The organism is Amycolatopsis sp., from assembly GCF_036008905.1.
Taxonomy (GTDB): Bacteria; Actinomycetota; Actinomycetes; order Mycobacteriales; family Pseudonocardiaceae; genus Amycolatopsis.
This window is the reverse complement of record NZ_DASYMU010000218.1, coordinates 1-21,997: the sequence shown is the minus strand read 5'-3', so window position 1 is coordinate 21,997 and position 21,997 is coordinate 1. Positions and strand designations below refer to the sequence as shown.

16 protein-coding genes are annotated in these 21,997 nt (G+C 68.6%); 9 read left to right on the top strand and 7 right to left on the bottom strand.

The features are described from left to right. Positions 1 to 38 precede the first annotated feature (38 nt). Positions 39 to 971: a DUF1996 domain-containing protein gene (locus VGP60_RS35080; RefSeq protein WP_327552486.1), complete on the bottom strand. Its 933-nt coding sequence runs from the start codon at positions 969 to 971 to the stop codon at positions 39 to 41. A gap of 226 nt (positions 972 to 1,197) precedes the next feature. Between VGP60_RS35080 and VGP60_RS35075 the strand changes: the two genes are divergently transcribed. From VGP60_RS35075 to VGP60_RS35065, 3 genes are all read left to right on the top strand, one after another. Continuing rightward, the gene (locus VGP60_RS35075) at positions 1,198 to 3,342 is read left to right on the top strand and encodes a discoidin domain-containing protein (protein WP_414640454.1); all 2,145 of its coding nucleotides are present in this window, start codon (positions 1,198 to 1,200) and stop codon (positions 3,340 to 3,342) included. A gap of 108 nt (positions 3,343 to 3,450) precedes the next feature. Further along, a complete protein-coding gene (locus tag VGP60_RS35070) occupies positions 3,451 to 6,723 on the top strand; it encodes an AfsR/SARP family transcriptional regulator (RefSeq protein WP_327552485.1) in 3,273 nt (1,090 codons plus the stop codon). Positions 6,724 to 6,800: 77 nt separating this feature from the next. Beyond that, positions 6,801 to 7,976, top strand: a complete 1,176-nt coding sequence (locus VGP60_RS35065; protein ID WP_327552484.1) for an LLM class flavin-dependent oxidoreductase — start codon at positions 6,801 to 6,803, stop codon at positions 7,974 to 7,976. 17 nt (positions 7,977 to 7,993) lie between these two features. Here VGP60_RS35065 and VGP60_RS35060 read toward each other — a convergent pair whose 3' ends face one another. After that, positions 7,994 to 8,149 carry a hypothetical protein gene (locus tag VGP60_RS35060; protein WP_327552483.1) on the bottom strand — a complete coding sequence of 52 codons (156 nt, stop codon included), beginning with the start codon at positions 8,147 to 8,149 and terminating at the stop codon, positions 7,994 to 7,996. Between the two features lie 400 nt (positions 8,150 to 8,549). Here VGP60_RS35060 and VGP60_RS35055 point away from each other — a divergent pair, with 400 nt between their 5' ends. Continuing rightward, positions 8,550 to 9,317, top strand: a complete 768-nt coding sequence (locus VGP60_RS35055) for a hypothetical protein (RefSeq protein ID WP_327552482.1) — start codon at positions 8,550 to 8,552, stop codon at positions 9,315 to 9,317. Positions 9,318 to 9,610: 293 nt separating this feature from the next. Beyond that, on the top strand, positions 9,611 to 10,564 hold the full coding sequence (locus VGP60_RS35050) for a hypothetical protein (protein WP_327552481.1): 954 nt from the start codon (positions 9,611 to 9,613) through the stop codon (positions 10,562 to 10,564). 285 nt (positions 10,565 to 10,849) lie between these two features. Here the strand turns inward: VGP60_RS35050 and VGP60_RS35045 are convergent, their stop codons facing one another. The 5 genes from VGP60_RS35045 to VGP60_RS35025 all read right to left on the bottom strand — a co-directional run bounded on the left by VGP60_RS35045 (position 10,850) and on the right by VGP60_RS35025 (position 18,105). Further along, entirely contained in the window at positions 10,850 to 13,960 is a 3,111-nt protein-coding gene (locus VGP60_RS35045) for a discoidin domain-containing protein (protein ID WP_327552480.1), read from the bottom strand. 494 nt (positions 13,961 to 14,454) lie between these two features. Beyond that, positions 14,455 to 14,589, bottom strand: a complete 135-nt coding sequence (locus VGP60_RS35040) for a hypothetical protein (RefSeq protein WP_327552479.1) — start codon at positions 14,587 to 14,589, stop codon at positions 14,455 to 14,457. Beyond that, on the bottom strand, positions 14,586 to 14,840 hold the full coding sequence (locus tag VGP60_RS35035; protein ID WP_327552478.1) for a TMEM175 family protein: 255 nt from the start codon (positions 14,838 to 14,840) through the stop codon (positions 14,586 to 14,588). Before VGP60_RS35035 ends, VGP60_RS35040 begins: the two co-directional genes overlap by 4 nt. 80 nt (positions 14,841 to 14,920) lie before the next feature. Then, on the bottom strand, positions 14,921 to 17,569 hold the full coding sequence (locus VGP60_RS35030; RefSeq protein WP_327552477.1) for a hypothetical protein: 2,649 nt from the start codon (positions 17,567 to 17,569) through the stop codon (positions 14,921 to 14,923). Then, positions 17,569 to 18,105 (bottom strand): hypothetical protein, encoded by a 537-nt coding sequence (locus VGP60_RS35025; protein ID WP_327552476.1) that lies wholly within the window; start codon positions 18,103 to 18,105, stop codon positions 17,569 to 17,571. The genes VGP60_RS35030 and VGP60_RS35025 overlap by 1 nt, the downstream gene beginning before the upstream one ends. Positions 18,106 to 18,427: 322 nt before the next feature. Between VGP60_RS35025 and VGP60_RS35020 the strand changes: the two genes are divergently transcribed. From VGP60_RS35020 to VGP60_RS35005, 4 genes are all read left to right on the top strand, one after another. Next, positions 18,428 to 19,720, top strand: coding sequence for a sugar ABC transporter substrate-binding protein (locus VGP60_RS35020; protein WP_327552475.1), 1,293 nt, complete (start codon positions 18,428 to 18,430; stop codon positions 19,718 to 19,720). After that, positions 19,720 to 20,709 carry a sugar ABC transporter permease gene (locus tag VGP60_RS35015; RefSeq protein ID WP_327552474.1) on the top strand — a complete coding sequence of 330 codons (990 nt, stop codon included), beginning with the start codon at positions 19,720 to 19,722 and terminating at the stop codon, positions 20,707 to 20,709. Before VGP60_RS35020 ends, VGP60_RS35015 begins: the two co-directional genes overlap by 1 nt. Beyond that, the gene (locus tag VGP60_RS35010; protein WP_325024607.1) at positions 20,706 to 21,536 is read left to right on the top strand and encodes a carbohydrate ABC transporter permease; all 831 of its coding nucleotides are present in this window, start codon (positions 20,706 to 20,708) and stop codon (positions 21,534 to 21,536) included. Before VGP60_RS35015 ends, VGP60_RS35010 begins: the two co-directional genes overlap by 4 nt. A 3-nt stretch (positions 21,537 to 21,539) precedes the next feature. Then, a partial coding sequence (locus VGP60_RS35005; protein WP_327552473.1) for a glycoside hydrolase family 3 N-terminal domain-containing protein occupies positions 21,540 to 21,997 on the top strand: 458 nt, incomplete at its 3' end.

Sequence of the window (21,997 nt, the reverse complement as noted above, 5' to 3'; positions counted from 1 at the left end):
CGCGGTGAACGCTGTGCGCCGGCGCGGCCGGGAGGTGCTCACGGACGACCGGGCAGCCGGTAGTTCGGCCCGAGTACCTGGCCGCGATCCGGCTTGTAGAGGTCGAACCCGCGCGGATCGCACTGGAGACCGCCGTTGATGCAGTGGGAAACCAGTGCCGCCAGGGTCGGCACGTCCCAGGCGTTGAAGAAGTCGTAGTGCCACGAGAAACCCCGCCCGCTGGCGAGACGGACCTTCGACATGTCCCCGCTGACCGGGAACGCGGTCTTGAACTCGATCATCGGCACCGCCACCGGATGATCCGACGGGCAGGTCAGGGTCGCGCGGTCCGGATAGACCACGTGACTCCTGTGATCGGGGGAGTCGAGGTTCACCCCGTCCCAGCAACTCGGGGCCTGGTAACGGATGTTGAGCTGGCTGCCGGGGGTGCAGTTCACCGGGACGTCCCAGTTGTGGAAGCTTTCGCCGCACTCCCAGCCTTCGACGGCGCCTCGGGCGTTCTGGAACTCGCCGATCGTCGCGCTCGGACTCCCGGCCACGAACCGGAAACCCGGCGGGAAGGGCCGGACCGAGGTGTAGTCGAGCACCCCGGACTTGTAATAGACCACCTGCGCGAAGTTCGGGAGTATCACCTGGTCGCCGTTGTAGACCGTCGGGAACCAGTAGGCCGACAGGTCGTCGGGCGCGAGACAGGTCGTCGCCCCGACTCCGGCGCCGATCAGCGACTGCGTGGTCGAGTTCGCGTTGGTGGTCTTGTTGCCGAGGAACGTGTGGTCGTGGGACGCCCCCGGCAGGCCGGGATAGACGATCGGGTCGTCGGGCTGGTGGTGACTCGGCGAGCAGTTGACCTGGAATTCGTGATGCGTGACCAGATCGTCGGCCGACGCGGTGACCGCCGAAGCGGTGGTGAGGAAGGCGGCGGCCAGCGACAGGGCCGAAGCGGTGGCGAGTAGCGCGAGCTTAGAAGGCACGGATCCTCCACGGTGAGGAGTGACGGCGGGGAGAGCGCTCTCCTGATGAGCATGGGGACCCGTCCGGTTTCTGTCAAGGACCACGCGTTCACCTGCCGATTTCCGGTTCTGCCCGGTGATCGGCCCGAAGTCTTGACAGTCCGGCGATCTTGCCGAAATATCGGAGCAATCCAGGAGAGCGCTCTCCAGCCTTCCTGTTTCCCCATCCCCGAGTGCGGGAGTCATCGTGGACTTACGTCTCACCGCCGGGTGCTCGCGCCCGGCCATCGTCCTGATCGTCGCCACGCTGCTGGCCGCCTGGCTGACCGTCGCCGCCACCCCGGCTCGCGCCGCAACCCTGCTGTCGCAAGGAAAACCGGCAACCGCGTCCAGCTCCGAAGGTGACTCCACTCCCGCGTCCGCCGCTGTCGACGGCAACGCCGGGACCCGCTGGTCGAGCACCTTCGGCGACCCGCAGTGGCTGCAGGTCGACCTCGGCGCCACCGCGGCGATCAGTCAGGTCGTGCTGAACTGGGAATCGGCCTACGCGTCGGCGTTCCAGATCCAGGTCTCCGACAACGCCACGGACTGGCGCTCGATCTACGCCACGACGACCGCGACCGGCGGGATCCAGACCCTCGCGGTCTCCGGCAGTGGCCGCTACGTCCGGATGTACGGCACGGCCAGGCCCGGCGGGTACGGCTACTCGCTCTGGGAATTCCAGGTCAGCGGCACCACCAGCGGCTCGTCCGACGGGCCCGGCGTGACGAAGGTGACCGGGAGCCATGGCAACTGGCAGCTGACCGTGGACGGCGCTCCGTTCCAGGTCAAGGGCCTCACCTGGGGCCCACCCGTCTCGGAAGCCGCCTCCCGCATGCCGGACCTGCACGCGATGGGCGTCAACACCGTCCGCACCTGGGGCACCGACGCCACCAGCCGCCCGCTGTTCGACGCGGCCGCGGCCAACGGCGTCAAGGTCGTCGCCGGGTTCTGGCTGCAACCGGGCGGCGGTCCGGGCAGCGGTGGCTGCGTCGACTACGTCAACGACGCGAACTACCGCGCGACGATGCTGGGCGAGATCCAGCGCTGGGTCACCGAATACCGCGGCCACGCGGGCGTGCTGATGTGGAACGTCGGCAACGAATCGTTGCTGGGTATGCAGAACTGCTTCTCCGGCGCCGCTCTCGAACAGCAGCGCATCGCCTACGCCCGGTTCGTCAACCAAGCCGCGCAAGCGATCCACGCCCTCGACGCGAACCACCCGGTCACCTCGACCGACGCCTGGACCGGCGCGTGGCCCTACCTGAAGGCCTACACCCCGGACCTCGACCTCTACGCCGTCAACGCCTACAACGCGGTCTGCCGGGTCAAACAGGACTGGATCGACGGCGGCTACACCAAGCCCTACATCGTCACCGAAGCCGGCCCGGCGGGGGAGTGGGAGACGCCGAACGACGTCAACGGCGTGCCGTCCGAGCCCACCGACCTCCAGAAACGCGACGGCTACGCGAACTCCTGGAACTGCGTCACCGGGCACACCGGTGTCGCGCTCGGGGCGACGATGTTCCACTACGGCACCGAAAACGACTTCGGCGGCGTGTGGTTCAACCTCGTGCCCGGCAACGAAAAGCGGCTGTCGTACTACTCCGTCCGCAAGCTCTACAGTGGACAGACAGGCGGCAACCAGCCGCCGGTGATCAGCTCGATGTCGACGAGCCGCACCACCGACGTGCCCGCCGGCGGGACCTTCACCCTCTCGGCGAACGTGACCGACCCGGACGGCGACGCGATCACCTACGACGTCCGGTACAGCGGCAAGTACGTGGACAACAACGGCGCGATCACCCCGGCGGCGTTCACCGGCTCGGGCCCGTTCACCGTCACCGCCCCGCAACGGCTCGGCGTCTGGAAGATCTACCTCTACGCCCGCGACGGCCGCGGCAACGTCGGTATCGAGACGCGCTCGATCCGCGTGGTCGCGCCACCGGTCGCCGGGACCAACGTCGCCCTGAACGCCCCGGCAACGGCGTCGTCCTACCAGGCCGTCGGCGACGGCGCGCCGTACACACCGTCGCTCGCGACCGACGGCAACGCCACCACCCGCTGGGCCAGTGACTGGGCCGACCCGCAGTGGCTGCGGGTGGACCTCGGCCGGTCCACCGCGTTCAACCACGTCCAGCTGGTGTGGGAAGCCGCGTACGGCAAGGCCTACGAGATCCAGGTCAGCGACGACGGCGCCGCGTGGCGGACGATCTACGCGACCACCACCGGCGACGGCGGCGCGGACGACATCGCTGTCTCGGCGACCGCCCGTTACGTGCGGATGAACGGTACGCAGCGCGGTACGGGCTGGGGGTACGCCGTTTACGAATTCGGCGTCTACCGCCCCTGACCTCGCACGCTGCCGATCGCCGAGGCACCATGTCCAAGGTCGTGTCCGGTAAGTCTCGCTCGCGGTCTTCGCGACCAGACTTACCGGACACGACCTTGATGATCAGCAGTGAGGAGCGATGTGGTCAACGTGGTCAACGTGGTCGGAATTCAGTTGCTCGGGCCGGTCGAGGTCAGCCAGGACGGCCGACGGCTGAACCCGACGGTGAGTCAGGGCTGCCTGCTGGCGATGCTGCTCGTGGAGCCGGGCCGGATGGTGACTTCGGCCCGGCTGATCGACGCGGTGTGGGGCGAGAAGGCCCCGGCCTCGGCGCGGAACACGATCCAGGTCTACATCCACCGGCTCCGGCGGGCCTTGGCCGGGTACGACGGCGTCACGCTCGAGACCGCCGGTGAGGGATACCGGCTGGAGGTCAACTCGGCGCGGGTGGACCTGCACCGGTTCCGCCGGCTCGTCACCGAAGCCCGTCACAGCGGTGACGATTCCCTCGCCGCGCGGCTCCTGCGCACGGCACTCGGCCTGTGGCAGGGGCCGCCGCTCGTGGGCCTGCCCGCCACCGCGCTGTGGGACGGTATCCGCACGGGCCTGACCGAAGAGCGGCTCAACGCGCTCGAGCAGCGCATCGGGACCGATCTCCGGCTGGGAGGGCACGAGGAGCTGGTCGACGAGCTGGCCGGGATCCTCACCGAATATCCGCTGCGCGAGCGGTTCGTCGGCATGCTGATGGTCGCGTTGCACCGCTCGGGGAAAACGGCGAAGGCACTGGAGGTGTACGAGGACACCCACCGGCGGATGGCCGCCGAGCTCGGTGTCGGCCCTGGCCGGGAACTCCGGCGCCTGCACCGCCAGGTCGTCGCCGGCGACCCCGAACTCGACACGCTCACGACGCAGCGCACCCTGGTCCGGACCGTGCCGCGGCAACTCCCCGGCGGCATCCCGGGGTTCACCGGCCGTGCCTCGCATCTGCGTGAACTCGACGGCCTGCGGGCCGAGGGCAGCGCGGTGGTGATCACCGCCATCGACGGCAAGGCCGGCGTCGGCAAGACGGCGTTGTCGGTCCATTTCGCGCACCGCGTCAAGGACCGGTTCCCCGACGGCCAGCTCTACCTCAGCCTGCGGGGCTTCGACCCGTTCCACCCGCCGCTCGACCCGGCAGAGGCGCTCGGCCGGCTCCTGCGCGGCCTCGGCGTCGAGCCCGAACACATCCCGCTCGAGCTGCCCGAGCAGGTCGCGCTCTATCGCGGGGTGGCCGCCGGTCGCCGGATGCTGATCGTCCTGGACGACGCCGCGTCCGCCGATCAGGTCCGGCCCTTGTTGCCGGGTGCGCCCGAGAGTCTCGTTCTCGTCACCAGCCGCACCCGCCTGACCGGACTCGGGACCGGCGACGACGCCCACCGGCTCTTCCTCGACGTGCTGGACCCGGCCGAGGCGACGGCGTTGCTGCGCGGTCTCCTCGACCCCGGGATGGCCGACGCCGAACCCGAGGCCACCGGGGAACTCGCCAAGCTGTGCGGGTACCTCCCGCTCGCGCTGCGCATCGCCGCGGCGAACACGGGCATGCGGCCCGGCATCCGGCTTGCCGAGGTCGTCGCCGAGCTGGGCGAACAGAACCGGCTCACCGCGTTGTCGGTGCGCGACGACGACCAGACCGCCGTGCGCGCGACCTTCGACCTGTCCTACCGCGTGCTCGAACCCGCGCCACGACAGCTGTTCCGTCGTCTCGGCCTGGTGCCCGCGGTCGACTTCGGCGCCGTGACGGCTTCGGTGCTCCTCGACCGGTCCGTCGAGGAGACCACACGGCTGCTCGACCTGCTGACCGCGGCGAACCTCGTCGAGCGGCGCGAGGGCGACCGCTACGGCATGCACGACCTGCTGCGCCTCTACGCCGCGGAACAGGCGGAGGCCGGCGAGGACGCGGGCGAACTCACCGATGCGCGTCGGCGGCTTTTCGGCTGGTATGTCGACACCGCCGCCGACGCGGGCGGCTTGCTGTTCCCGGAGTCCAAGCACCTCCCGGCGACGGAAGTGCCCGTGTCGGTGTTCGCGGAGGGCACGGAAGCGCTGGCGTGGCTCGAAATCGAGCGCGCCAACCTCCTCGCCGTCGCCCAGCACGCCGCCGAGCACGGGCCCAAGGAGGTGGCCTGGCGGATCTCCGACGCCGTGCACGGGTTCTTCCACCGCCGCCGGTACCCGGCCGACTGGCACGCGGTCGCTCTCGCCGGTCTCTCCGCCGCGCGCGCCGAGGGTGACGAACGGGTCCAGGCGACCATGCACCACATCCTCGCCCACGCGTTGTGGAGCCAGGCCCGGTTCCGCGAAGGGATCGAGCAGCAGGAGCAGGCGCTGACGCTGAGCCGCCACGTCGGCTGGTTCGAGGGCGAGGCGAAGTTCCTGGTGTTCATGGGACAGCTGCACAAGGAACTCGGCGACATCGACACGGCCATCGGCCACTACGAGCGGGCACTGGCCATCAGCCGTACCCACGGCCTTCGGCACGAGGAGGCGAAGAACCTCGCGTCGATCGGCACCATGTGCTGGCACCGGGGACAGCTGCCCGAGGCCATCGACCACTACTCGCGGGCACTGGAGATCGATCGCGAGATCGGTTCGGCGAACCTGGAGAATCTCCACCTGATCTTTCTCGGCGCGAGCCTGCGCGACCTCGGCGAGCTGGAGCGCGGGATCGGCTACCTGGAGCGCGCCCTGGCGGTCACCCATGCCGCCGGCGCGCGCGACACGGAGTCGTATCTCCTCGACGACCTCTCGATCGCGGCACTCGACGCCGGACGTCACGAGCAGGCCTTCGACCTGGCGTCCCAGGCGCTCACCTTGGCGGAGGAGATCCACGACGCCGGTGCCGAAGCGGACGCGCGCAACGCCATGGCCGGCGCCGACCTCTGCCTGGGCCGGGTCGACGCGGCCGTCGACAACTTCCGCCGCGCGCTCGACATCTGCCACGAGACCGGCTATCGCCACGCCGAGATCCAGGCGCTGACCGGGCTGAGCGGTGCTTACCTCCGGCAGCGACGGATCGACGACGCCTTGCTGCACGCGAACCAGGCCGTGTCGCTTGGCGCGCGGACCGGCTACCGGCTCCTCGAGAGCAAGGCGGTGACCCAGCTGGCGGCGGTCTTCCTGGCTCGGCGGGAGCTGGATCCCGCGCTCTCGTACGGAACACGGGCGGTGGCCGCGCATCGGGCGTCGGGACACCGGCTGGGCGAGGCGCGGGCGCTGAGCGTCCTCGGCGGGATCCGCGAGGCCATGGGACAGACCGCACAGGCGCTCGCGCACCGGCGGGAGGCCGTCGCGATCTTCGCCGAGGTGGGTACGACCGTGCCGGAGGAACTGTCCGCCCTTGGGCCAGATGTGCGACTTGAGTAACGGATCAGTCGCACAGCGGGACTGATCAAGAGGGCGGTGCGGCGCCGTACCCGTGTGGTGCACTGGGAGGCCATCGGATGAAGATCGATCTGTTCAACGAGATCCAGAACCCCCGCCCTCGGCTCGACGGGCATGAGCAACGGCGATTCCGGGAGGCGATCGAACAGGCGAAGCTCGCCGACGAACTGGGCTACGGCTGCTGGTGGCAGGTCGAGCACCACGGTGCGGACGAGTTCAGCCTCTCGTCCGCACCGGAACTGTTGCTCGCGGCGATCTCGCAGCAGACCAGCCGGATCCGGCTCGGTCACTCGGCCGTTCTCTCGCCGGGGAAGTTCAACCATCCCATCCGGGTGGCCGAACGCGCGGCGACCCTCGACCACCTCAGCGGCGGCCGGGTGGAGCTGGGCCTGACCCGCTCCACGAGCCCGGAATGGCGCCTGTTCGACGTCGATCCGGACGGCGTGCGTTCGCAGACGCAGGAAACGTTCGAGATGCTGCCGGGGATGTGGACCTCGGAGCGGTTTTCCCACCAGGGCACCCACTACCGGGTCGACGACGTGCCGATCTCCCCGAAACCGCTGCAGCGGCCGCACCCGCCACTCTGGCAGGCCGCGGCCAGCCCCGGATCGTTCGAAGAGGCGGGCAAGCGCGGCGTCGGCGTACTGGGCACGACGATGTGGGAGTCGCTCGACCGCGCGGGCCGGATGATCGACCTCTACCGGGCCGCGGCCGACAGCTGCGCCGAACCCGTCGGCGCCTTCGTCAACAACCAGGTCGGGTTCTTCACCTTCGTGCACTGCGCGGAGACCGACGAGCAGGCGATGCTCGACGGCGCCGCGGCGGCAGCGGCCTGGTACACCGTCACGGCGTTGAACTTCTTCGAAGCGGCGGACGCTTTCGTGGAGAACCTGGCACGGGAACAGCAATTGCTGACCAAGCCCGACGGCGGCGGCCTGACCGGTGACTTCCTGCGCGGTGAAGCGAACGACGCGCCGACCGAGGCGAAGCTGCTGATCGGCCGGATCCTGCAGGGGGAGAAGGTGTCCGACGACGAGGTCTTCACCGTGCTCAGCGCGCAGGAATCGCTGATCGTCGGCAGTCCGGACACCTGCCGCCGCAAGCTGAAGGCGTACGCAGACCTCGGGATCGACCGGATGATGTGCCTCCAGCAGATGGGCAACATCGGCCACGAAGAGGTCATGGAGAGCATCCGCCTGGTCGGCGGTCTCATCCCCGACTTCGACCGCGGCTGAGTTCCTCGGCCACGGCGTCAGGAACAGCCGGACGTCGTGGCCGAGGCGGACGGTTTCGTGCTGGGCGGGCTGCCACTGACGGCACCGCCCAGCGCGAGCCCGGACACCAGCGCGATGACGGCGACCCAGGAGGTGATCCGGAGAACCCGGCCGAACGGGACCGTGAGTTTCATAGGTGCTCCTGCCTCGGGTGCGGGCGGCGGGCCCGAAGATCGGGAATTCGGCACCCATGGAGAATGCCCGCCCTCGTGGCCGCCTGGCAGCCGTTTCCCGTTTCCCGGCTCGATGGCCAAGGGAAACCCCGGATGTCCAAAGGACAATAAGAGGAAATCACCGTAAATTCCTCCGGCAGGGGAAAGAATCAATTCGCCGCCCGTCGCGGGGCGTTTCCGAACCGCGCCGTAACGCCGCATAGGCTGCGACGACTCTGAAGGAGACAAGCGGCTAATCGAGACCGGCGCCCGGCGCCGGGCGAATGACGAGTTCTGATCGGCTGGAGGATCGATGACCACCTGCGAACGCTGCGAGCGGCCCCAGCGTCCCGGACTCACCTCCTGCGAACATTGCGGGAACGTGTTCAGGCCCGACACCGCGGGCATTCCCCAGGGCACACCGCCGCCTTGGTCACCGCCGCCGGTCACTCCCGCGACGATGGCGGCTCCGGCCGTCCCGCCGCCGGCCCGGCCGATGCCGATGCCTATACCGATGCCGATGCCGGCACCGGCTGGTGGGAGCCAGTCGACGAAGGCGGTGGTGCTCGGGCTGGTCGCCGCCGGAGTGGTCGTCCTGATCGCGATCCTGGTCAACGTCGTCGCGGTCGGGAACCCGCCGCGGGACGGGGAAACCGTCGGAAGCCCGGCGACGACCTATGTCGCGCCGCCCGGCACCGTCACGAGCTACCTGCCGCCGGTCACCACCACGACCTTCTCCACGCCCACGAGCACGGTCGTTCCCGACGACGACACGGCACTACTGGCCCTGCGGCAGCAGGCGGCCACCGACAGTTCGAACGTCGAAGCGACCGTCGGCTACTGGATTCCGCAGTTGTCGGCGAAGAAGCCCGGCATGGTGGTGGGCGGGGTTTCCTTCGGCTACTCGGAGATCTGGCAGGACTTCCTGACCATCCGGTTGCACTACCCGGAGGCGAAGCTGCTGTGGTCGGGTTCGTACTCGTCCTTCCGGTACAAGGACTTCTGGATCACCGTGCTGCCCGAGGAGCATGACACCGGCGAGTCGGTGAACGAGTGGTGCGACTACTCCGGCATCGTGAAGGACGACTGCTACGCCAAGCGGCTGTCGCATTCGAGTGGCTACGAAGGCAACACGCTGGTCCGTAAATAGCCGTTGGTCACCCTTTTCGATACGCGTTCGAGACCTCTCTTTTGGTAACGGCGGTGCGGGCCGAGGGGGAAAGCGCGGCGGGGGAACCGGATCCGACGAAACCGGTTTCCCGTCCGCGCGGCTGTGAGCGGGGATTATTGTCATTCGGCCGGTTGATCCCAGTCCGGAGCGCACGCCGGGCAACTTGACAAATGTCGGCGCTGCAGGAAAATTCATTGCCAGATGCTGGACATGGAATACTCACGGAATGCCGTCGTGACCATTGCTCCATTTCGGTGGGGAGAGGAAAGCCCATGTCACTGTCAGAGGACGCGCTGGCCGTCGAGCTGAGGGCGCTTCGCAAGGGCCGGGGCGTTCAGTCGCCGACGATCGTCGACTCGCTGGGCCCCCAGCTGTCCGTCGTCTGCGGGATCAGAGCGGGCGACTCACCCGCCACCATCAGGGAGAAACTCGTCGGGCGGCTCGGTGCGCTGGCGAAGAAGCTGCCCCAGGACCTCAAAGCGGCCGTGGTCGCCGCGCTCTCGCTGTCACCGGACGCGCCGGGCGCGTTCCTGCAGGATCGGGTGCAGCGGCTGGCGGACCTGGAGAAGCGCGACGTCCGCACCATCCGGCGGCGGGTCGACGACGCCATCGACATGCTCGCCCAGTCGGCCGTTCGCGCCGGGACGACCGCGGCCAGGACGGACGGCGACGGCTGGCGCGTCGAACGTCTCGAATCCCTGCTGCGGATGGACGTCGAGTCGCCGGTGTGCTTCGAGCGGCGCTTCATCGTGGCGGAGTCGTCGGGTGTCGAAGAGGTCCGCGAGCTGATGACCCTGCCTCGCGGCGAGACGGACTCGACCGAGCACGACGTCGGGGTCGAGGTGCAGTACGGCGTCGAACTCGTGCGACGAGAGCGGGTTCGCGACACGCGGTTCGCGTTCGTGCTCCGGCTGCCGCACGCGCTGTCCGCCGGGGATTCCCACGACTACGGTTTGGTGCTCCGGGTACCGCCCGGTCAGCCGATGCGGACCCATTACGTTTTCTTCCCGAAGCGTTCCTGCGATTCTTTCGCATTGAGGGTGCGCTTTCCGGCGGGTGCGGTTCCGCGGAACATCTGGAAGGTGGCGGAGGTGTTCCACCGCGACCTGGACGACGACCAACTCGTGCGCGAGGAGCTCGTCGCCGATCGGGTGGGAGAAGTGAGCGTCGACTTCGACGGGCTCATCGCCGGACACGGATACGGCGTGCAATGGTCTGACTCGTAAGGCTTTCACCGCCGTGGCGGGTCCGTGCCGCGCGGCGGGCACGGACCTCCGCCACGACAGTGGTGGGTGTCAGCCGAACAGGGTGAAGAGCCAGATGAACCAACTGCGGTGGGGTTCCATGAGTTCGCCCCCTTTCGTTCTCCGGAAGTAATTCCGCAGTTCGATCCTCGAAGAAGGGGGTCCCGCCAAACAGTGGTTTCCTGGCGCACAACGGAATGGGAAACGGGAAACCCCGCCCCGGGGAAAGTGTCGACATGTTCCCCGGGGGCGGGGTGCGGGAGGGGGTTAGAGCACAGTGAACCGGGTGAGGTCGGCGTCGCCGGGGCGCCAGGACGGCACGCGGACGGCGACGAACCGCGCCTGCCGGTTCACCGGGGTCCGCGTGGCACGGGACGCCGCCGGATTCGCGGCGTCGGTGTACACGCGGCCGTCCACGCTGACTTCGAGGACGGCGGACGAGACCCGGCCGTGGGTCCAGTCGAGCTCGACACTGCCCACCGCCACGACAGCGCCCAGATCGACCACCATGCGCGGGGACGTCCGCCCGGGCCGCCACGACGTCGAGGCGTTGTCGTCGACGGCCGCGCTCGGGTCCGACATTCCGTCCGGCAGCGGTTCGCCCGGGAAGGTCACCGCGCCGAGTGCGAGGTCGGCCAGTGGGTAGGGCCGGACTTCGGGGACCACCACGGTTTGCGGCCGGCCCGGGAGCAGGACCAGCGGCCGGGGCACGCCCTGGTCGGGCGTGAGTGTCACGAGCGCGAGCGCAGGCGCGGTGAGGGTGACATGCCCGGCGTCGGCCACGATCACCTTGACTCCCAAGGGAACCACGCGTCCGAGAGTGCCGCGCAGGGTGAACCGTGGCGGTTCGATCCGCCCGCCCGCGGCGCTGAACTCGACGGTGTAGCCGGTGCCGGTCGCGGTCACGACCTGTTCCCCGCGGTAGAGGCGTATCGCGGTGCGGTCCTGCGGGAGTGATGCCTTGCCTTGCGCCGCGGTCGCCGCGAGGTTGATCAGCGTGAGGTAGCCGTCGGCGGTGCTGATGCGCACGGATTCCGCGCTGCACGACGCTTGCGGGGCTTTCGCGAGCGCCGCGAGTTGCTTGGGCTGGGCGTCGGGATAGCCCTCGACGAGCAAGGGGGCCGCGGGACCGTCGGAGAGCACGATCCGGTCGCCGTATACCGCGATCGGGTTCGCCGCGCCGCGCACGACGAGCCCGGCTCGGCCGTCGACGTCCAGCCAGCCGCCGGTGGTCCGCAGCGCGGGGTCCGGGTAGGTGACCACGGTGGTCCAGGAGGTCCCGTCGGCGGAGGTTTCGACGCGGTACTTCCGTCCCGCCGCGGCTTCCCAGCGCAGGACCACGTTGTCGAACTCGGCCGGCGCGCCGAGGTCCACGGCGAGCCAGCTGTCGGCCCGGCCGCGATCGGCCCGTGAGACGGCCCATCGGGTGGACAGGTTGCCGTCGGTGGCGAGCCTGGCTTCCTTGCCGGTGTCCTCGGAGGACGCTGTCGTCGTCTTGCCCTGCGCGAGATCGGAACCTGTTGTACCGGAACGGGTTTCGAAGGAGAACACCGAGTAGCCGTAGGTCGGGTCCGGCTGCTCGCCGAGCATCCGCACGAACCGGGCGGTGACCTTCCCGAAGGTCAGCGTGTCGACGCGGCCGGTGGTGGGCGGCGCGGTCTGGGCGGGAACGGTCGCGGTGGCTTCGGCGGCGGTGTACGTGCGATCGCCGTCGAGACCGGGGACGCCCGGCATCGACAGGTTGTGCACGTTCAGCGCGCCTTCGCCGTCCGCGACACCGGTGGTCGCGTAGACGACGGTCCCGGTCGGCAGGGTGGCCAGCGCGGCGTACCCGGTGTCGAACCGGAGCACTCCGACCGTGCCGTCGAACCCGTCGCGTACCCGGGTGTACGTCGTCGCGAGCCGTTCGCGCGCGACGAGTTTCGCCGAGGGCAGCAACATCGGTGTCGCGCCGCTGAGCACGAAGAGCCAGTCGTCGTGATGGGGCTGCCAGGCGAACTTCACGAAACCGGGCTTGCTCACCGTCGCGGCCCAGGCGCCGGGGGATTGATGGGCGAGCAACCCCGGGGCGGCACCGAAGTCGAAGACCCCGGAGGCCCTGGCGAACAGTTCCGCCGACGTCGACGGCCGCACCGGGCCGCCGTGACGCGCTCGCCATTCGTGCAGCAGATAGCTGATCGCCAGCTCCGCGCGGGCTTCGGGCTCGTACTTCGGTTCACCGGAGAACTTCGTGATCCGGTCGACCGGCGGGTACGCCTGGTACGGCTCGAGCCGGTCGGCGAGCAGCGCCTCGGCCCGCGCGGCGTCGCGGTCGCCGAGCACCTGGGCGCGGAAGGCCAGCGGGATCACGTCCCGGCCGTAGAGGTGCTCACGGTCTGCGACCATCGGCATCAGCGGCTCACCCGCGTCGCTCATGACCGCGAGAATGCTGTCCCACAGGCGTTCCCCGTTGGGCTGTGCGGTGATCACCTCGGGCAGCGGCTGCCCGGCCACGAGGAAGTGGATGGCGTTGCGCCCGGAGGTCCGCCACAGTTCCTCTTGGTAGTGGGGGCCGAACGAGCCGTGGTTCTCGACGATGAAGGTGTCGTAGAGGTTCGTCGCGGTGTTGGCCGAGATCGGTTTGCCGTCGACCACGCGCGGGTTCGCCAGGTCGGCGGCGGGCAGCCCGGCTTCGTTGCGGCTCCAGGTGCTGAACCGGTCCCGCCACGCGGGCGCGCGGGGATCGTCGGCGGCCCAGGCGATCCCCGGGGCGAGGGATTGGGCGTATACCCCCATTTCCTCCAGTTTGGTGTCGCCGACGTTGCCTCCGGTGAGACCGTTCGGCGTCCAGCCACCGGAAGTCGGGTCGTCCGCCGAACCGAGCGCGGTGGTGTAGGCGGCCTGACCCCGGGCGATCTTGTCGACGTTCGCCTTCGTGTCCGCGTCGAGGTCTGTCCACAGTAGACGCGCGGCGAGCACGAAGTAGGACTGGAAAGTGGTGTCGAAGAACAGTTTGCGGCCCCACTGGGTGCCTCCGGCCAGCGCGTTGCTCGCCGCGAAGTGCTTGATCGTCGCGATCGTGTGCGCGTGGAGGTCTTCCTTGCCGATCCCGGCGGCCTGGGCGTCGTAGGTGCCGCGGGTCAGGAGCACCGCGTTGCCGAGGACGACGGCGAAGGAGAAGTCGGTGCCGGAGTAGATGCCCGCCGCCGGGTCGAACTGCTGCTCGGCCCAGCGGGTGTGCCGCGACAGGATCCGGTGGTAGGTCGCGGCGACCGAGTCGGGCGGTGCCGCGGGGCTCGCCGTCGCGAGGCCGGGCGCCACGAGGTCGAGGGTCAGCGCGGCGACACCTCCGGCGCCCAGTAGCTGGAGTGCTCGCCTGCGGCTCAGTTCGTCGCTCATGGTCCCCGATTCGTAGACAACGTTGTCATCGGCTGCTGCGGGGAAGATTATTCGACTTGAGGCGGCCGGCAGGCAAGCGTCCGCGGTGATTCCGTCTCGTTCTGGACAGAGTGGTCGCGGGCCATGGGCACTTCGCGCACTGAAGGGGGTGAATGTGGAACGCCACGCCGCGCGAGGGGGGAGACTCGCGGCGTGGCGTTCCGCCTACAGAGTGCCCAGACTTTCCGTGGGTCAATCACGGGCGGCGAAAGTTTTTCAGGCGACCCGGGTGGAAGCGAAGCGATTGCGGATCCGGATGACGTTCCCCGGCACCAGGAGCAGCAGCAGCGCGTAGTAGCCCACCTCCGGCACGACCGCGACCAGTAGCAGTGCCACCGCCAGCGCCGCCGTGCTGCCGTGCTGCCGATCGAGTTCAGCAGCCCGTTGTCGGGGATGGCGTCCGGGCCTTTGGCGACGTCGGGATTGCGGCGGATGATGAGCACCATGGCCGTCTGTCAGAAGCTGCTGGCGAGGACGGTGCCGATGTAGAACAGCGGCGTGAAGTAGTCGTGGTCGAACCCGGCGATCATCTCGGTGGGGAACGGCAGCACGACGATCGTCAGCAGCCAGCACAGGTTCATCTGGATCAAGGCCGGCTGTAGGCCTTGACCTGCTCGAAGATGTGGTGGTGAAAGATCCAGAACCGGGAGATCACCGCGAAACTCAACAGGAAGCCGTAGATCTGCCACTGGTTCTTCGTGATCGCCTCGATCGATTTACCGTGTTCGGCCACCAGTTCCGGGATCACGTCCACCAGGGGGAGGATGAGCAGGGTCATGGCGATGGCGACGACGGCGTCGCTGAAGAAGACCAAGCGCTCGGGTGACCTGCTGGTGTCCATCGAGTCATCCTTCCCGGTGATCGTCGATGGTGCATCAGACCACGCGTACCCGGATGGACGACTTCGGGGTGAATTCGTGCTCAGTTGTCCAGTAAGGCGGCGATCTTCGGCTTCCACGGCCAGTTGGCGGCGTTGTCCGGGCACCGCAATCCGCGGTCCCACACCTGCCGGGCTTCGGCGATGTCGCCGACGTCGGCCAGCGCGCGGCCGTAGTAGAACAGGTCGCGCGAGAGTTCCTCACGATGCGAGGGCTCGCCCGTGAGCTCGTCGCGAAGCAGGGTGCCGAAGAGGGTGCAGGCCTCCGCGCGGTCCCCGACGACAGCGGCGACCCGGGCGCGGTACTTCGTCACGATGTCGGTCCGGCCCGCCTGCCGGATCCACGGCGCGTCTTCCATCGCCTGGAGTTCGGTGGCGGCGAGTTCGGCGTCTTCGAGGGTGAGTGCCAGGTCCAGCAACTGACCGTGGACGGTCATCGCCCACCGGGCGGCGTGCGGGCCCCTGGCTTCGTCGCTCGTGAAGTAGACGAGCGCTTCCTCGAGTGCCGTGCGATAGTCCTCCGGGCTCACCGCTCCGCTGAGCAAGCCGACCCGCAGGCCGACGAGCCGCGAGATGTACGCGCCGGTCCGGTCGCCACCCTCCTCGGCGGCCGCGCGGGACCGCTCCAGGGAATCGAGCGCCCGGTCGTGGTCGCCGTGGAGGAAGTCGAGATAGCCGAGGTCGTAGAAGAGGCTGGACCGCAGGCGCGTGGTCGTGCGGCCGTCGAAGTCCTTCGCCGCGGCCGCCGCCCGGAGCAGGAGCGCGCGGGCTTCTTCGAGACTGGCCGGGTCACCCTTCCGCCGCAGCCGGGTCGCCTGGGCGTGCGAGAACGCGATCAGCGTCAGGGACCTGTCCGTCTCGTCGGCGACGAACCGTTCGAGATACGCGGGATCGCTGAGCCGGCTCAGGATCGTCTCGTTGAGTTCGTCGGCGTCGATCCGCACGCCCACCACGGCGTGTGTGGTGTCCGCGACGTCCCGCACGCCGCGCCCGGCCAGCCGCGCCAGTACTTCGGCGAGTGTCGATGCCAGCGTGTGGATCAGCCCGGGGGAGGCGGGACGAAGAGCTTCGTGGGCGGCCACGTAGTCGTCGAGCATCGTGTCCGTGCCGGCGCGCAGCGCCCGGCCGACACCGAACCCTGGGTCACCGAGCAGCCCGATGAGCAACTCGGTGGCCTTGTTCCGCAGGGAAGCCGAATTCGCGACCCGGATCGCCGCGACGAGATGGGTCACGACATGCGCCAGCGCGTACTCGTCCTCGCAGTTCTCCCACGAGCCCCCGTGTTCCACGATGAGCAGGGCGGCGACCTCGTAATGGCTCTCGTCGGCTTCCACGTGCCAATCATCGAGCACGCGCGACTCGTCGGCAGAAGTCAGGAACTCCGCCAAACTGGTGTGATAGAGCTGGACGGCGAGCCCTTCCCAGTACACGAACTGGGTCAGCTCTTTCAGCGCGTCGGCGACTTCGTCCCGATGGTCGTGAAGATCACCCAGCCGGAGGATCTGCCGGAAGGTCAACGGAGTCTGGGCGACGGCGAGTACGGCCAGCAGCGGCCGATAGGCGTTTCTCCACAACTGCCTCCACCGCGGTTCCTGTCGCCGGACCGAGTCGCGCACGAGGACGAGGAAGTACCGGTGGATCCCGTCGAGCCCGGCGGGCAGCGCCGACATGTCCGTCACCGCGGCGATCCGCGCGCTGTCCCCGGTTTGCGCGGCTTCGCGCAGGGCTTTGCCCCACAGCACGACGTAGAGGAAACTCCCGCCGGCGCGGGCGGCGACGCGGCGGGCGAGTCCGGGCGGGGCGCGGAACACCGACGCCACAACGGTTTCGGCGAGCAGTGTGACGGTGTAGGCCAGCAGATCGCCCTGGACCTCCGGACCCGCCGGGTCGATGACGATCTCACGGAGCCGGTCGCTCTGCCGCTCCCGGAATTGCTCGAGCTTGTCGTCCGGCCGGGAGGTGACCACGATCCGGACGTTCGGCGGGAGTTCCGGGCACTCGGCGAGCCATTCGAGGATGTCGCCCCGACCGCCGACCGCGCTCCACTGGTAGCGGAGTTCGTCCACGGCGTCGATCAGCACCACCACAAGGCTTTCGCTGTCCCGTTCGGCGAGCCGGACCGCCGGTTCCAGCAACGCGAGACTCTGCAGGTTGCCGAGGTTGTTGAGCCGGGCGTCGGCGATCAGGCGGTTGATCTCGAAGGCGACGACGCGGCCTTCGACGTCGTTGATCTGCTGTGTCACCTGGAAGGCCGTGTGCTGGAACGGGGTCACCCACACCTCGCCGACGCGCACGCCGACCACCTCGCCGCCGGCGGCCACGCGGCCCACGTCCTGGGTGACCTCGACGTCGAGGTCCAGGCTCATGATTTCCGGGCGCAGCACGGCCAGTTGGTGCCCGATGCTCAGCAGCAGCGACCACGCGTCCCCGCTCGCCAGCGGGTGGTTGCTCGACCGGCGCAGGAAATACCGCGGTGCCACCGGATGCAGGCGCGCCAGCCACGCGAGGAACGCGCTCTTGCCCGTTCCCGGGCCGCCGGTCAGCAGCAGGAACCGGCATTCCGGGTCACGCAGATGACGCTCGACGCGCTCGGCCAGCCAGGCGCGTTCGAAGAAACCGGCGTCGAGATAGCCGGCGATGAGCCGTTCGTGGAGCAGTTCGGCCCGGTCGAGACGATCGTGGTCCCCGGCCATCAGCCGATCCGGTCGATGTCGACGCCGATCGCCTGGCCGCCTTCCTTCACCTCTTCGGTCCGCACCGCGCCCTGCACGGTCGCGGAGCCGCCGACGGTCTTCGCGCGCACCGCGGCGACGTACCCGGCGACCTCGAGCGCGTCGACCGAACCCTGGACGAGCGGGCCCGATTCCGGCCGGTGTTCGCCACGGAACGTGATTCGCTGCCCGTAGACCGCTTCGAGGAGACGCCGTACTTCGTCGGTCGCTTCGAGCAGTTCGCGGTCCTTCGGGTCGATCGGCACGATGTCGTCGACGTAATCCTGGAGCACGTGTCGGAGCCGTTTCAGTTCGGCTTCCACTTGCGAGGCCACGTCGTCGTCCGCCTCGAGCGGTTCGAGTTCGCCCGCGAGCGCGGTGGTATCGACGGGTTTCGCGGGTTTCGCGGCGCGCTCACGACGTTGTTTCAGCAGTTCAGTGGCCTGCGAATAAAGAAACTTGATGCCTTCGGTCAGCGCCGTCGCGCCCAGGACGGAGAGCGTCAGCGGGTCGGGCAAAGGGTTCCTCCAGGAAGTCGGTGCGCAGCCCCAGCAGCGTGTTTCCCAGGCTACCAACTTTCGCGGATCTCCTTGTCCGCTTTGGGGAATCCCCGGGGAAAGAACCTTTCCGGCTACCGGCACAGTGTGGTCCACATTAACGGATCCGTGTCACTACAGTGCCCATCCGGTGACTCACCGTCATCGAACCTCCACTGTTTTACAACGTATTGGCAACCTCCTTGACACCCGCTGTGGTCCGTACCACTCTCCTCCCTAACATTGGTCTACACCATTTTTTGGCAGTCCGGCCGGGTGGCCGGACATCGAAAGGACGGCACGAGTGAAACGCTGGCTCAAGCTGGTGGCGGGCGCCGCCGCCATCACCCTCGCGACCGCGGGCTGCGCCGGCTCCAGTGGCACCGACACCGGTGCCGCCGCGAGTACCGCTCAGTCCGACGGCACGCTTACGGTCTGGCTGATGACCGGCTCCGTGCCGGACGCCACTTCCGCCGCGCTGCACAAGGAGTTCGAGGACGCCCACCCCGGTGTCAAGGTGAAGTACGAAGTCCAGCAGTGGAACGGCATTCAGCAGAAGCTGACCACCGCGCTCGCCGGTGACGACGCGCCGGACGTCATCGAGGTCGGCAACACCCAGACCCCGTTTTTCGCCGCTTCGGGCGTGCTGACGGACCTGACGGCTTCGGTCGGCGACTTCAACGGGCCGCAGTGGCTCGCGGGTCTCAAGGCCTCCGGTCAGTACGACGGCAAGACCTACGGCGTCCCGTTCTACGCGGCCAACCGTGAGGTTATCTACCGCAAGGACATGTTCGAGCAGGCCGGTATCGCCGCGCCGCCCACCTCCCGCGCGGAGTGGATCGACGCGATCGGCAAGCTGAAGGCCAAGTTCGGCGGCGACCCCGACTTCCAGCCGCTGTACCTGCCGGGCCAGTACTGGTACGCCCTGCTTTCGTTCATCTGGGACGACGGCGGTGACGTCGCCACCTCGACCGGCACCTCCTTCAAGGCCTCGCTCGACAGCGCGGGCTCGAAGGCGGGCATCGAGTTCTACAAGCAGCTCGTGGACGTCTCCGGCACCAAGGCGCCGAAGGACAACGACGAGAGCAACCCGGCGCAGGCCGGGATCTACGGCGGTGGCAAGGCCGCCATGTTCATCGGCGCGCCCTACGAGGTCGCCACCGCCGCCAAGACCGACCCGAGCATCACCGCCAAGACCGGCGCCTTCCCGATCCCGGGCAAGACCGCCGGCTCGACCGCACCGGTGTTCCTCGGTGGCTCCAACCTGGTGATCCCGATCAACAGCAAGGACCAGGCACTGGCCAAGGACTACCTGAAGCTGATGTCCAGCGCCAAGTACCAGACCGAGCTCGCGAAGGCCGGCTACGTGCCGGGCACCTCGACCGACGTCAGCGCGCTCGACTCGGACCCGCTGGCCAGTGTGATGGCCAAGGCGTCCAAGAACGGCCGCGCCGTCCCGGCCAGCCCCAAGTGGGGTGAGGTCGAGTCCGGCCAGAACCCGCTCAAGGACATGCTCACCGCATACCTGACCGGGAAGAAGACGCTGGACCAGGCGACCACCGACGCCAACGCCCAGCTCGACAAGCTCATCGGTTGATGACGACGATCAAGGATGTGGCGGTGCCGGCGGGGTCTTCCCCGTCGGCACCGCCGCGTGTCAGTCCCCCCTCGCCGCGGACGCTGCGCGCGAGGATCGGCGAGCGTACGGTGCCGTACCTGCTGATCCTGCCCGCGCTGATCGCGATCCTGGTGCTGCTGGGCTGGCCGACGCTGCAACTAGCCGGGATCAGCCTGCGCAAGCTCGACCTGCGCGAACTGGTCAGCGGACAGATGGTGTGGATCGGGTTCGACAACTACACCGCCGCGCTGACCGATCCCGCGTTCTGGGAGATCACGATCCGGACGCTGGTGTTCACCGCCGTCATCGTGATCACCACGTTGCTGGTGGCGCTGTTCATCGCGCTGCTCATGCGGCATCTGAACCCGGTCGTCCGGGTTCTGCTGCAAGTCACCCTCGTCCTCGCGTGGGCCACGCCGGTCATCGCGACGACCACGGTTTTCCAATGGATGTTCGACCAGCAGTACGGCATCCTCAACAAAACGCTGGCGCAACTCGGGTTCGAGTCGTTCATCGGGTATTCGTGGTTCTCCACGGGGACTTCCACGCTGACCGTGATCGGGCTGCTGATCCTGTGGCAGGCCGTGCCTTTTGTGGCGTTCACGCTCTACGCGGGCCTGCTCGGCGCGCCGAAGGAACACTACGAAGCCGCCGGTATCGACGGTGCCAGCCCGTGGCAGACGTTCTGGGCGGTCAGCTGGCCCGCGATCCGGCCGATCCTGACCATGGTCACCTTCCTGTCGGTGCTGTGGGACTTCAAGGTCTTCGGCCAGGTCTGGGCGATCCGCCAGGGCGGCCCGGACGGCGAGAGCACGACGTTGCCGATCTACCTGTACCTCAAGGGTGTCGCGGGTAGCCACTTCGGCGCGGCGGCGGCGATCGCCATGCTGATGCTGCTCGTGCTGACCCTCATCACCGCCCGGTACGTGCAGTTGCTCGTGCGTTCGAAGGAGGCCGACATCTCGTGAAGAAATCCTTGTCCCAGCGGGTGAGCCTGTCGGTGGTCGGGGTCATCGCGGCGATCTTCTTCGGCTTCCCGACGTACTGGATGTTCACCACGTCGCTCAAGACACCGGGCGAAGTCCTGTCGCCGAAGTACGATCTGATCCCGTTTTCGGGGACGATCGACAACTTCACCTCGGCGCTGACGAAGCCCGGGTTCCTGACCTACCTGACCAACAGCCTGATCGTCACGGTCGGCGCGGTGCTGTGCGCGCTGGTCGCCGGGGTGCTCGCCGCCGCGGCGCTCGCGCGGATGCGGTTCCGCGGCCGCAAGGGCTTCCTGCTGCTGGTGCTGGTCGCGCAGCTCGCGCCGGTCGAGGCGTTGTTCATCCCGATGTACCTGCTGATGAAGGACGCCGGGCTGCTCAACACCCTGCCGTCGCTGCTGCTGGTGTACTTCGCCACGACGCTGCCCTTCACCGTCTGGATGCTGTACGGCTTCATCAACGGCATCCCGTACGACCTCGAAGAGGCCGCGATGATCGACGGCTGCAGCCGGGCCGGCGCGTTCCGCCGGGTCACGCTGCCGCTGCTGGCGCCGGGCCTGGTCACGACGTCGGTGTTCAGTTTCATCACGGCGTGGAACGAGTTCCTGTTCGCGCTGGTGTTCATGCGCGACCAGTCCAAGCAGACGCTGCCCGTGTGGCTGTCGTCGTTCCGCACGGCGTTCGCGGTGGACTGGGGCGGCGTCATGGCCGCGTCGGTCATCTACGCCATCCCGGCGCTGGTGTTCTTCCTGATCGTGCAACGCAAGCTGGTGTCCGGCATGACCGCCGGCGCGGTGAAGGGATAGCGGTTGTCTTCTCCCGAGCTACTTGCTGAATCCGTTCTGCTGCCCGGTTTCGGCGGCACCGAAGCGCCGGAGTGGTTGCGGCGCAGACTCGGCGAAGGTCTCGGCGGCGTGGTGTTGTTCGGCCGCAACGTGGTCGACGACGAGCAGGTGGCCGCGCTGACGGCGCAGCTGCGTTCCGAGCGTTCCGGCATCGTCATCGGGATCGACGAGGAGGGCGGTGACGTCACGCGGCTCGACGTCGCCACCGGCTCGTTCGTGCCCGGCCCGCTCGCGCTCGGCGCGGCCGACGACGTCGAGCTGACCACGGCCGTCGCCGCCGCCCTCGGTGAGCGGCTCGCGGCCTGCGGGGTCACGGTGAACCTGGCGCCGTGCGCGGATCTGACGCTGACGCCCGACGACCCGATCATCGGGGTGCGGGCGTTCGGTTCGGATCCCGTGCACGCGTCGCCGCATGTCGCGGC

Coding starts and splice junctions, on each gene's coding strand:
- VGP60_RS35065 (WP_327552484.1), top strand. CDS start 6,801: ATGAAGATCGATCTGTTCAACGAGATCCAGAACCCCCGCCCTCGGCTC.
- VGP60_RS35060 (WP_327552483.1), bottom strand. CDS start 8,149: ATGAAACTCACGGTCCCGTTCGGCCGGGTTCTCCGGATCACCTCCTGG.
- VGP60_RS35050 (WP_327552481.1), top strand. CDS start 9,611: ATGTCACTGTCAGAGGACGCGCTGGCCGTCGAGCTGAGGGCGCTTCGC.
- VGP60_RS35045 (WP_327552480.1), bottom strand. CDS start 13,960: ATGAGCGACGAACTGAGCCGCAGGCGAGCACTCCAGCTACTGGGCGCC.
- VGP60_RS35035 (WP_327552478.1), bottom strand. CDS start 14,840: ATGGACACCAGCAGGTCACCCGAGCGCTTGGTCTTCTTCAGCGACGCC.
- VGP60_RS35030 (WP_327552477.1), bottom strand. CDS start 17,569: ATGGCCGGGGACCACGATCGTCTCGACCGGGCCGAACTGCTCCACGAA.
- VGP60_RS35015 (WP_327552474.1), top strand. CDS start 19,720: ATGACGACGATCAAGGATGTGGCGGTGCCGGCGGGGTCTTCCCCGTCG.